Below are 12,523 nucleotides of genomic sequence, written 5' to 3' on the forward strand. Positions count from 1 at the left end.
CACTATGTCAACTACACTCAATAGTTACGATGTGCTAACCAACAGCAATATTGCATTTGGTACCAGTGGTGCGAGAGGCTTAGTCAGCGACTTTACTCACGATGTTTGTGCAGCATTTACCCATGCCTTTATAAGTGTCATGCAGGCTAGTAGCAAATTGACTCAACTAGCACTTGCCATTGATAATCGCCCCAGTAGTTACACTATGGCAATGGCTTGTGCGCAAGCAGCCAAACAAGCCAATATCGAGGTTATTTTCTATGGTGTAGTGCCAACACCTGCGCTTGCCTATGTGGCTATGCAGCAAGGTATACCTTGCATTATGGTTACTGGCAGCCATATTCCGTTTGACCGTAATGGCTTAAAGTTTTACAGAGCAGAGGGCGAAATAAGCAAACAAGATGAACAAGATATCTTAAATGCTCACGTTGAATTTAACGCCATAACCGATATCCCTAGTTTATCAGCAAATAGCGAAGCTTCTACTCAATATATTGCTCGTTATACGTCACTGTATTCAAATAAACCATTGATGGGCAAACGCATTGGTATTTACGAGCATTCAAGTGCGAGTCGAGACTTGTACCATCATATTTTCACTACACTAGGTGCAGAGGTCATTACTCTTGAGCGTACAGATACCTTTGTTCCTATTGATACCGAAGCCGTAGCCGAAGAAGACAGACAAAAAGCCAGAGCATGGGCTCAGCAATATCAACTCAATGCGATATTCTCTACCGACGGAGATGGCGATAGACCATTACTTGCCGACGAGCATGGCGAATGGTTACGAGGCGATATTTTAGGCTTACTGTGTGCCCAAGCGCTAGAAGTTGAGGCGCTAGCGGTCCCTGTAAGTTGTAATACGGCCATTGAGTTAACAAAGCGTTTTAAACAAGTCATAAGAACAAAAATCGGTTCACCTTATGTTATTGCGGCATTTGACACGCTAAAAAATCAATACCGTTCTTTTGCTGGCTTTGAGGCCAACGGTGGCTTTTTATTAGGCAGTGATATTGCAGTAGGTGACAAGGTATTAAAAAGCTTACCGACTCGAGACGCAGTATTACCCGCTATTATTGCCTTAACCGCAAGCATGACAGAACCGCTATCAAAATCGGTTAATGTTTTACCTAAACGTATTACGGCTAGCGATCGTATTAAAAACTTCGCAACCGAGCGCAGTAAAGCTATCATCGCCAACGCGGCCAAAGCACCACAACAATTTGTTTTAGCACTGGGTTATACCCAAAAAATCATCTCAAATATTAACCAAACCGATGGGTTAAGAATTACCTTTAATGACGGAGATATTATCCATTTACGTCCATCAGGTAATGCGCCAGAGCTTCGTTGTTATGCAGAATCAAATGTTGAGCAACATGCACTTGATTATGTTAATAACACGCTGTTAAAACTACAAACCTTATAACAATTTAAGTCATAACATACACTAATGGGCATATCATGAAATTATTGGTTTTTTGTGGTTTATTAAATATCGAAAATAAACAAGCGTTAGTTGATATGTTTGTCAGTCACAATGCAATTAACGTAAATGACGCTGTAGCAAGTAATGACCTACAACAATTAAATGACTACTTATCGGTATTACAACAAGGTAAAACAGCAACAGAATACCAGGATAAAGTCGCGATTTACTTTTATCATGGTGATGTTGAGTTACTCAATAGTACACCGTTAAATAGCGATAATTATCATTATATTTCATTTTATTCAGCGCCTGAAGTGAGTATAGCGCCATCACTCAGCGAGCAAGATTGGTTAAGTGATTCAAGCGCAATACTAGATCTGTATTTATCTAATATGGAGCAATCATATCTAATAAATCAAGCAGATATCGTTAACCATGCTGAGCAAATCGTTAAATTGCTCAACAGCGTTTCTGGCTTAGTGCTTAAAATGCAAACCGTAAAACAACAAGCTGAAAATGTACTGAGCATTGCTCAAATCGTTCAGTCTATTAACAGCATCAAAAACAACCCTCAGCTACAGCAATTGTTCGAGCAATTAGAAGGCACAACAGATATCACTAAAGCAGACTATGGTTTATCTGTAGAAGCAAGGCTACAGGCTTGGTTATCTCTGTTGTTAACCACGGCTAAAGGTGCTCAACAAGATGTAACACAATTAGCAAGCCACATTGATGATTTGCAACAAAAAAATAGCGTGTTAATAGAGCAAACTACGGCCGGTGATGCCGAAAAAGAATTAGCATTTTTGCAAATAAATCAGTTGCAAGAAGAGCTTGAACTCGCACACAGCCAAAGTCAAAAGCTTGCAATTGAGCATCATGCTGCCACAGAGCAAAATAAACAAATACAACATCAATTAGCCCTTGAAACGGCGTCATTCACTGACAAGTTAGCACAGTCAGAAATATTGCAAACAAAGCTTACCAGCGAAAACGAATTAGCATTACTGCAAATCAGTCAGTTGCAAGAAGAGCTTGAGCAATCGTTTGTTAATAGCGAACAACTTAAGGCTGAACATCAAGACAGTATCGAGCTGTTAGTAGCAGAAGCTGAACGACAACAAGAGTTGTTGACCAGCGAAAACGAATTAGCATTACTGCAAATTAGTCAGTTACAAGAAGAACTTGAACAATCGTTTGTTAATAGCGAACAACTTAAGGCTGAGCATCAAGACAGTATCGAGCAGTTAGCACAAGCTGAACGACAACAAGAATTGTTGATCAGTGAAAGCGAGTTAGCGTTACGGCAAATAAGTCAGTTGCAAGAAGAGCTCGAGCTATCGTTTATTAATAGCGAACAATTCAAAGATGATTATAAAGTCAGTATCGAGCAGTTAGCAAAAGCTGAACGACAACAACAATCGTTGAACAGCGAAAACGAATTAGCATTGCTGCAAATTAATCAGTTACAAGAAGAGCTTGAACAAACGTTTTTACATAATCAGACACTGTCGCAAAAGATTGATCATCAAAATGCTGAACTTAAACAACTTAAAGATGAGTATAACCAAAAAATGGCTAACAGTATTTCAGTTGAGCAATCCATTGCCAACGATAATGAATATCAAGCAAAAATTAATGATCTTGAATTAAAGGTATGTGATTTAGAGTCTGAAAATGAATTAGCCTTATTGCAAATAAATCAATTGCAAGAAGAATTAGAGTTTTACTACATCAAATTCCAGCAAGGCGGACTGTGGACGCCAATATCAATAAGCAGTGATGCGAGTGCACCACATTACCTCCAAAATACGTTATCGTTAATGACGTTATAATCAATGTCGGTTAACCAAACTGCTCAGCAACGGCTGATAATACTAGACCCCGGTTTACGGGAGCTAGGAGGCCATCACCCTGCAACGGTATTGGCGATAGCTGATGCCTTCACAAATAATGAGCAGGTTAGTATTGAGCTTTTATGCCACCAAGATTGCCCAACAGCATTTACAGAAAACTTAAACGGCAAGGTTAAGGTCACTCATCACTTTGCAACCGATTTTTATCAGTATTTTTACCAGTTACCCAGCAATCAAGCATTACAGCAATACTGCAACCGTCTTGCCTTAGAATATATAAGTGCAATCAAGTTGTGCCTATCGGGCATTAATAAAAAGAATAAAAAAAATCAAAAAATAATGTTTTGGTGCCACACCCTAAATTGGCAACATGCCAAAGCGTTAGCATTAGCACTAGATGTATTGAAACAAAATCATGAGGCCGAATATGTTGCTGAAATAGCAATAATCGTCGGTTTAATGTACAGTCCGCTAGATTCAATAAAAAGCATTAAACGTAAAATGCATTATGAGTTGGCCTTTAGGCATTTAGCCAAACACGACAGTGTCAAATTTTTTGCAGTAGATTATGAATTACAAAAACAATACTCATCGCTATTAAATAAGTATGTTGATATCCAACCCTGTTTACTGGTTGGAGAAAGTCAAAAGAATAACCATAATATCAATCAACAAATAAATGTTTATCATTTAGGTGTCATCACAGCTGATAATGTGAAAGATAGATCAGACAATAATCAAGTGACGATTATCTTGTATACTGGCGATGCAAAATTAAATAAAGGTTTTTCAGAACTCCCTAACATTACTGGTATTTTGTTAGCGAATACCTCAAACTACCAATTTGTTATCCAGTACTCTATAACTAATGATTCAACAATATTAAGCGAAACAGATATAAAGCTTAAAAGCTTAGCAAGTGAACATAGTAATTTGACGGTAATAAATCAATTTTTAGAACATCATGAACTCATCGAGCTGTTTAAAGCAGGTGATGCGATTTTATTTAACTATGATCCCGAAGTGTATCAATATCAAAGCTCTGGTGTGCTCTGGTTAGCGGCATATCACCAGTTAGACATTTTAAATATGACAAAAAACTGGATAAGTCGTGAGGCCGAACGACTCAATTTAACCCATTTTTACTGCAACAGCATTATAAAACTGAATAAAACGTTAGTTAACATTCGCCCTAAAAGTTTAAAAGTGACTAAGGTTGTCAATCCAAAAGAACCAGTAGGCGAAAAAAATAACACCTACAGTGATAAACTGTTCGTTGCGCTATCAGAATGGTTTAACAATATTGTTGATTAAGTTAGCTAATTAATATTTTAAAAGATAAAAATAAGCTTAGTGCCTCCTTTAAAGGAATAATGTAATGAGTAACAATCTTTCATCATCAAAACCGTTAAGTAATGACAAACCTAAGTCAGCAGAAATAGATATTATTGTTCATTTAGGTAGCCGGTATAGGAACAGATGTCACTTATTACCAAACCTTATCACCTACACACATTCACTTGTTCGAAGGGGCGTCAAGTCAGTGTGAGGCATTAAATGAACAATTTGAAGCTGTGAGTAATGTTTCTGTTTATCACAAGGTAGTCAATCCTTTTGAAAGCCCAGTTATATTTCAATTAACACAACCGGTACAGTTTAGTGGTATACAAAGTGTCAATAAGTTCACTCAAAAATTTAAAAATTTAAAAGTGATTGAAGAGTCATTAGCTGATCCATTTTGTCTTGAAGATGTCGTAAAGTTAATCCCAGCCATTAATGATAAAGGGCTCGATGAAAGCAAAACAACCATGTTAGTTGTTCAGCTTAATGGATTAGAGTTTGATTTGATTAATCAAAGCCATTATAGCGAGTTGGCTTTGTTTGATAATATTATTATTCAATCAATTAAAGATAGCTCATCATCTGAATATTTAACAGCGAAGTTCAAGGCGTTTAATCATTTACTTGCACTAGGTTATGAGTTGGTCTCAGTAAAGTCAGATTCAGTATTTGTAACTTACGAATTGTTGCTAAATGAAAATCAATCAGCATCACTCAAAAATGATACTAAGTTGTCTAATTCAATATTACGAGTCAATGAATTAAATCAACAATTATCTGAAAATGTACAATCACTAAAAGCTGAGTTACAAAAAAATGAACAACGGCTTAGTGAAAATGATAAAAAAGCACAATTACAACTAGAACAATATCAGCTCAGTGCAAGTGAAGAGTTTTTAGCATTAACCAATGACTTTAGTCAGTTGGAAATCGAAAGAGACGAGTTACAGGCAGTAAGAGACAAGTTACAGGCCGAAAGATACAAGATAAAAGTAACAAGTGACAAGGTTGAAGCAGAAAGATCGCAGGCGGTAGAGCAACGTAACCAGTTACGAGTAGAGAGAGACCAGTTACAAGTCGAAAGAGACGAGATAAAAGTAACAAGTGACAAGTTGCAAGAAGATAGAGACAAGTTACAAGCAGAAAGAGACAAGTTAAAAGTAACAAGTGACAAGTTGCGAGAAGAGAGAGACAAGATACAGGCCGAAAGAGACAAGATAAAAGTAACAAGTGACAAGGTTGAAGCTGAAAGAGCACAAGCGGTAGAGCAGTGTAACAAGTTGCGAGAAGATAGAGACAAGATACAGGCCGAAAGAGATAAGTTAAAAGTAACAAGTGACAAGGTTGAAGCTGAAAGAGCACAGGTGGTAGAGCAGCGTAACAAGTTGCGAGAAGAGAGAGACCAGTTACAAGTCGAAAGAGACGAGTTAAAAGTAACAAGTGACAAGGTTGAAGCAGAAAGAGCAGAAGCGGTAGAGCAGCGTAACAAGTTACGAGTAGAGAGAGACCAGTTACAAGTCGAAAGAGACGAGTTAAAAGTAACAAGTGACAAGGTTGAAGCAGAAAGAGCACAAGCGGTAGAGCAGCGTAACAAGTTACGAGTAGAGAGAGACCAGTTACAAGTCGAAAGAGACGAGTTAAAAGTAACAAGTGACAAGGTTGAAGCTGCAAGAGCCCAGGCGGAAGACCAACGTGACAAGTTACAGGCAGAAAGAGACAAGTTAAAAGTAACAAGTGACAAGGTTGAAGCTGAAAGAGCACAAGCGGTAGAGCAGTGTAACCAGTTACAAGTGGAAAGAGACAAGCTTGAGGCTGAAAAAGCGCAGATAAAAAGCCAATTAGAACAACGACAAAAAGATTTACAGTCTCAATACGATGAGTCAACATCACATATTACAAAACTACAATCTAAAGTCACTGAATTAGAAGCAGAGTTAATAGAGAGAACTACGCAGCGTGACAATGAGAATAAATGGCATTTAGAGCATAAAAACTGGGCTGAGTCATTAAATAAGCAGCTTGAAACACTAAAACAAGAAATAAAAGAAATGACTCGTAGCGGTCATTTAGGCCAAAAAATATTGGCTAAATCACAGTTAGACTTAGAACACCTGCGTAAAAATTATGCTGAAAAAGTACAGTCAGAACAAGAGTTGATTGAGCTGGTTAAAGAGCTAAAGCAAAAGTTAACGTTAGCATCTAAATATTACTTTAAATTGCAGCAAGAGCACCCAGAGTTACTTAATGCGATAGAACATGTTGAGAGGGATTAATAATGCCTTCTAATTTTGAATTATTTAAAAAACAATTAGATGAAGCAGTTGAACTCATCGATGAGTCGGTGTTAATGGATGATACTAATTATCCAGCAATATTAGACGAGGCTCTAGATACACAATCACTATTAGAACGCTGTGACTCAATATGCCTTAAACATAAGCCTAAAAAGCCAGTAATAAGAGTTATTCATCATCTGGCATGTAGTGGTGGTACGTTAATTTCCAAATGCATTTCTGCAATGCCAAATGTGTATTTGTTAAGTGAGGTACATCCATTCACGGATCTCGGTATTGATAAAGGTAAGCCGAAATATGCTCCGACTGATTTAATATCACTAACTAAGTATGCTGGAATCCCAAAGCAAAAAGAATTAGCAGGGAGATTATTCAAGCAATCGATTGATAATATTTACGAACATGTCACATGTCTAGGTGGTATTTTAGTGTTGAGAGATCACACTCATGCTGATTTTAATACTGAGCAGCTAGTTCCAGCAAAGAGCACATTAATTGAATTGTTGGAAGATACATATGAAGTCAAATCTATATTAACAATTCGCAATCCAATTGACTCTTATGCTTCGCTGCTAAAGAATGGATGGGTGCATTTTGAACCTCAAACTTTGGATGAATATTGCCGACGTTTACTGTTATTAATTGAGCAATTTAACTCAGAGCAATTGTTTGAGTACGAAGAATTCTTAAAGGCTCCTCGAGAGCGTATGCAAGAGATAACAAATGCTCTTGAGTTACCTTTTGATGATACCTTTGAAGATGTATTTGGAGTTTTTAAGGTGACAGGTGATAGTGGTCGAAGTTCAGATGTTATTTCTGATCGTTCTAGAATAGCACCAGAAGAGATCATACGAGAAAGTCAAGGTTCACAAAACTTTCGGAAATTGAAAAAATTTAATTGGTTGGAAGATAAATGCAAAAAGATATAAGTATAATTTTGGTTGGCACTGATTGGAATAATTGCGCTCTAACTAAATCATTAAACTCTGTACAAGCTTTTAAGGAAAATACAGGGCACCAAGTTGAATGTCTAATTGTTGAAGGATTGGCAAAAAATGTTGATGTTAATACGTTAAATTACGAGAAAATTAATCAACTCCCAGAAATAGTAAGCGAATACCTTGGTTTTGAAGATTACAACTATTATGTAGACCACCTTGCGGTAGAACATTTTTTTAAGCGCGTATTAAAAGCTGCTCAGGGGCGTTATTTCATTTTACTTAGAGAAGGTGATCAAGTTGGCTTTACTAAGTCTCTGAATTCACTTAGCTTTTGAAAGCCCTATTTATCTAATACCGCAAATTAATAATCCGGATTATTTTTCTTTGTTCAATCAAGCTATTAACAAGCAAGAGAGTGAAACGCTAAATGTTAAAGAAATTGCGGCGTTAAGCTTTCTATCTTATGACTCAGCCTTCTTGATTAATAAAGAATTGGTTATAAGTGAATTTAATAACGTAAAAAAAATACTTAGCGATAATTTGTTTGGTGTGTTTAATAACATGGTATGGCATTTAATACTAACACAAACAAGTCAAGTCAAGCTTTCTCGGTCAATGGCTACATTACCTGCGACTAAAAACTTTGAGAGTCACTTACAGGTAATGAGATCTTACTCTATTGAGCATATTTTTGAACTAATTAATACTTCAGTCATTGAAAGCGAGACTAAACATATAACTAAAAGTTTCATTAACCAAATTAATTGCTTAGTAAAGAGTGTTATTGAAGAGTACTTTGTCAGAAATTTGAATGACACAGAGAGAGAAGTGGGCTTTTCTTTCAAAAAACTCATTAATAGTATTGATGAGGTTAAAGTGGATTTCCCTTTTTATACGCTAAATGATTTAAATGAAACCCCAAGAGTTAGTCTCGTATCGTCACTGTTTCGTGGGCAAAGATATGTTTATTCCTTCCTCGAAAATTTGTTAGTACTTGAAGGTGCTGATGAGCATGAGATTATTATTGTTTCACCTGGTTTTAATCTGCTTCAAGACTGTGTGCTTTTAGCCGCGAGCGATAAATACAAAAAAATAAAAGTGTTCGGATTAAGTTATGACCCAGGTATTTACAATTGTTGGAATCATGCCATTAAAAATGCCAAAGGAACATATATTTCAAATGCTAACCTTGATGACCGGCGTCACAAAGATCATGTGGCGGAATTAGTAGCGGCGCTTGATAACTCGGATGCCCTAGTTGCAGGCTCTGGCATTGCGGTTACAGACGACGAAAAGCAACTTAATCCAATAGGTTATACGACGACAGATTTAATCAACCATTTTTCGGGTGATTTCTGGTACTTCTCAAACGATTTGCCGCAGGGTAGAGAATTTAAATCACTGGAAGATTTTTTGTCATACAAGACAAATCATTAAAACAGTGCATGAATTTTGCGCATTGCATGCCTGTATGGCGAAAAGAGCTTCATGAACGTTTCGGTTACTTTGACGAAGAATCCTTTGGTACTTATGCAGATTTTGCCATGTGGCTAAACTTGCTTGCTTCAGGCGAGAAATATGTGCACGTCAATAAAAATCTAGGCCTTTACTTAATTGACCCTAATTCTCATAATCGTCGCAATAACAACGCGACGCAGTGGTTAAATATGGTAAAACCATACTTGCCAGAGGGGGTTCACCACGGTGTACCAGAGCACGTAGATTCTAAAGATGACTTTGAGTCAAATAAACAAGTAAACGATAAGTTGAATTTTGGTACACAGTTCGATAAAAACTATGGTAACCACCGTTCTGGCTGGAGCTTTGCAATTGCTGGCTTGGTTGAGCATCATGATCCTGAAGCAAGTATTTATGTAGATACGTTTATAGAACGTAAGTTTGTATGGGGAGGCGATCATGGTGAAGCATCTAGCAGTCAGCCTATGCCTTACGACAAGCCATGGATAGGGTTTATACATGTGCCACCGTTTGTACCATCTTGGTTTCAATATGAGCAAAGCAATCAGCAGATTTTCGCTACTGAATTATGGCAGAAGAGTATAAAATACTGTAAAGGACTTATTTGTCTCACTGAATATCATAAACGAGCACTTGAGGAATACCTTAATCCAGATTTTCCAATTAGTGTATTAAAGCACCCTACAGAGTTTCCTGAGAAATCGTTTAGCATGGAAAAGTATCGCTCTAACCCTAATAAAAGAGTTGTTCAAATTGGCTGGTGGTTAAGAAAACTAAATGCTATAGGGTATATTCAGGTAGATAATCACACACCAACGTTATTAGGCTCCTCAGATTGGTCTAAGAATATTATTCAATATGCCGAGCGCAGATACTTTGGGTTAGTGGAACCGATTACGAGCAAAAATGCAGATATAATCGACTTTCTAGATAACGATAAATATGACGAATTACTGACAGAGAACATCGTTTTTATCGATTTTTATGATACATCAGCCAATAACGCCGTTATCGAGTGTATCGCCAGAGCAACGCCAATTGTCGTATGCCGACACCCAGCGGTAGAAGAGTACTTGGGCTCAGATTACCCACTCTTTTACGATACACCTGAAGAGGTTCCTAGGTTAATCACTGATGATAATATTTTGGCAGCACATGAGCATATGAGCAATAATTCTATTAGAAATGAATTGACGCTTGAAGCATTTGTGAAAAGTTTTAGAGAGTGTGAGGTGGTGAAAAATGTTACAAGACAATAAGGCCATTATGAGTTTAGTTGTAAAGCGAAAAGAGAGAGTTGAAAACCTTCAAAAGCTATTTAAAATCGTGAATGTTAAGGCTATGAAGCCTCAAATTTCTTTACAAAAAACAGAGGAAAAATCTTGGGGGTATATCATATAATGACAGTTAAAAACATAGTGCTTCATATTGGGCTTTCTAAAACGGGCACAAGTTCAATACAAAATTATATACGTGATAGCCTGGCGCAACTACGTACTCTAGGCGTTTCAGCACTTATAGATAATGACTGGCCACACGGCTTAGCAAAAGCCATAAATGCAAGCGATGAGGCTTTTAAAGACAAGTTCAAAGAGTCTTTAAAGTCAGAAGAATCAGAGAATTTAATTATTTCTTCTGAATATTTTGAGTTTATGGATGAAGCCAAAGTTCGGGCTGTAAAATCATTCCTATGTGATTATCAGGTCACTGTTGTTGTTTACTTAAAACGACAAGATAAAGCCATTATCAGTATGTATAACGAGGAAGTTAAAAAGGGAATAACCTTACTCGACTTCAGAGAGTATTGCAGGCAAAACTGGCGTAGGTTTGACTACTGTTCGCTTTTACAAAAATGGTCAACTGCATTTGGTGTTGAAAATATGGTTGTTCGACCTTTTGATGTAAACTCTTTCTATAATGAGGATTTGTTGCAAGATTTTTTTGTTCTATTGGTATTAATATCCTCTCAGAAATAAAAGCACCAAGAGTGAACCAATCGGTAAGTCGCCTAGCTTTAGAGATTACAAGGCTTTTATATTTAGGCGGGCAGAAAAGGTATGATCATCAAACTGAATACGCAAAAGCCATAAGCCTTTCATATCAAATAGATAAGTTAATACAAGACAAGTTTAAGCCATTTGCTGATGATGAAAGCTATTTCACTTCAATTATAGAATTATCAAATTTTGTAAAAAAATTTGAACATTCGAATAGAAGTTTATTGGATTTCAGTTGCTTTTCTAAAGAAGGATTTTCGACACCAGAAAAATTGTCTTTGTCCCCAATCTCACACTCCACTTTAATTGAACTGTTAAATGAAACTGAACATGCTGGCTTAGTGACGAATGATGTTTTGGAAAAAGCAATTACATTTATATAAAAATATAAGAGGTTAGAATAACTAGGTATGAGAATTTCACACAAAAATAAATTTATTTGGATATCTAAGCCAAAAACGGGAAGTACTAGTTACCGTAAATTACTTGACGAGCATAGTGATGTTTTTTCTTGTCAGGAGTTTCCATTTCATCATCATGTTACTTTGGCTCAACTGAAAAGTACTTTTGAGAAAGAGGGGTGGAACTTTGAAGATTACTACAAAATTGTTGGCGTTAGAAATCCATATACTTTAGTTTTATCACTTTTCACTTACGGGAAACCCGATAAGAATAATGTCTTTTGGTGGCAGAAAAGTGATTCATACAAACCAGATGAATTGAGTACTTTTACATCGTTTATAACCAATAAATCGAACCATGGATGGTTTTATAATCGGCATAGAATCGACGTTTATAGTAATGATTTGAGCGGCGAACAATTGGCTGATTTGGTTTTTCCTGTAGACTTAAAGAATGAATTCTCGACTTCTTTTTATAAGAATACAGGTATTCTTCTGGGTGAACCACCAAGGTTAAATAATAGTGAGAAAAGTGATATTTTAGTTGAAGAGGTAAGGGATTGTTTTAACTCTGGAGACCTACATAAGGTGTTTTTGGATATTTTTGAAAAAGATATTGCTAGGTTTGATTATTTAAACCCATTCAAGTAAGTATACAGTTAGAGCTAAACTGTGTTATACCATGTATCCATAAAAATAAGACTAATGCCGTAAATTAGCGCAGTTTTTATGATGATAATAGTAAACAGCTAATATCTGAATCTTATAATGAAGAAATT

12 protein-coding genes are annotated in these 12,523 nt (G+C 36.6%); all 12 read left to right on the plus strand.

Annotated elements, in window-relative coordinates; translation table 11 throughout:
* Window positions 1-4: 4 nt before the first annotated feature.
* The 12 genes from N4T56_RS03410 to N4T56_RS03465 all read left to right on the plus strand — a co-directional run bounded on the left by N4T56_RS03410 (window position 5) and on the right by N4T56_RS03465 (window position 12,395).
* On the plus strand, window positions 5-1,432 hold the full coding sequence (locus N4T56_RS03410; protein WP_261732218.1) for a phosphomannomutase: 1,428 nt from the start codon (window positions 5-7) through the stop codon (window positions 1,430-1,432).
* A 35-nt stretch (window positions 1,433-1,467) separates the two neighbouring features.
* A complete protein-coding gene (locus tag N4T56_RS03415) occupies window positions 1,468-3,270 on the plus strand; it encodes a hypothetical protein (RefSeq protein ID WP_261732219.1) in 1,803 nt (600 codons plus the stop codon).
* A gap of 3 nt (window positions 3,271-3,273) precedes the next feature.
* Window positions 3,274-4,605 (plus strand): hypothetical protein, encoded by a 1,332-nt coding sequence (locus N4T56_RS03420; RefSeq protein ID WP_261732220.1) that lies wholly within the window; start codon window positions 3,274-3,276, stop codon window positions 4,603-4,605.
* A 260-nt stretch (window positions 4,606-4,865) separates the two neighbouring features.
* Complete coding sequence (locus N4T56_RS03425) at window positions 4,866-6,905, plus strand: hypothetical protein (RefSeq protein ID WP_261732221.1); 2,040 nt, start codon at window positions 4,866-4,868, stop codon at window positions 6,903-6,905.
* Window positions 6,906-6,907: 2 nt separating this feature from the next.
* Window positions 6,908-7,855, plus strand: a complete 948-nt coding sequence (locus N4T56_RS03430) for a sulfotransferase (RefSeq protein WP_261732222.1) — start codon at window positions 6,908-6,910, stop codon at window positions 7,853-7,855.
* Window positions 7,840-8,202, plus strand: coding sequence for a hypothetical protein (locus N4T56_RS03435; protein ID WP_261732223.1), 363 nt, complete (start codon window positions 7,840-7,842; stop codon window positions 8,200-8,202). Before N4T56_RS03430 ends, N4T56_RS03435 begins: the two co-directional genes overlap by 16 nt.
* Window positions 8,203-8,251: 49 nt before the next feature.
* A complete protein-coding gene (locus N4T56_RS03440) occupies window positions 8,252-9,304 on the plus strand; it encodes a glycosyltransferase (protein WP_261732224.1) in 1,053 nt (350 codons plus the stop codon).
* A gap of 8 nt (window positions 9,305-9,312) precedes the next feature.
* Window positions 9,313-10,605 (plus strand): hypothetical protein, encoded by a 1,293-nt coding sequence (locus tag N4T56_RS03445; RefSeq protein ID WP_261732225.1) that lies wholly within the window; start codon window positions 9,313-9,315, stop codon window positions 10,603-10,605.
* Entirely contained in the window at window positions 10,589-10,747 is a 159-nt protein-coding gene (locus N4T56_RS03450) for a hypothetical protein (RefSeq protein ID WP_261732226.1), read from the plus strand. The genes N4T56_RS03445 and N4T56_RS03450 overlap by 17 nt, the downstream gene beginning before the upstream one ends.
* Window positions 10,747-11,322: a hypothetical protein gene (locus tag N4T56_RS03455; protein WP_261732227.1), complete on the plus strand. Its 576-nt coding sequence runs from the start codon at window positions 10,747-10,749 to the stop codon at window positions 11,320-11,322. Before N4T56_RS03450 ends, N4T56_RS03455 begins: the two co-directional genes overlap by 1 nt.
* Window positions 11,323-11,333: 11 nt before the next feature.
* A complete protein-coding gene (locus N4T56_RS03460) occupies window positions 11,334-11,726 on the plus strand; it encodes a hypothetical protein (RefSeq protein WP_261732228.1) in 393 nt (130 codons plus the stop codon).
* Between the two features lie 27 nt (window positions 11,727-11,753).
* Complete coding sequence (locus tag N4T56_RS03465) at window positions 11,754-12,395, plus strand: hypothetical protein (RefSeq protein ID WP_261732229.1); 642 nt, start codon at window positions 11,754-11,756, stop codon at window positions 12,393-12,395.
* Window positions 12,396-12,523: the final 128 nt, after the last annotated feature.

The sequence above is a fragment of the Shewanella phaeophyticola genome (assembly GCF_025398315.1).
GTDB classification, from domain to species: Bacteria; Pseudomonadota; Gammaproteobacteria; order Enterobacterales; family Shewanellaceae; genus Shewanella; species Shewanella phaeophyticola.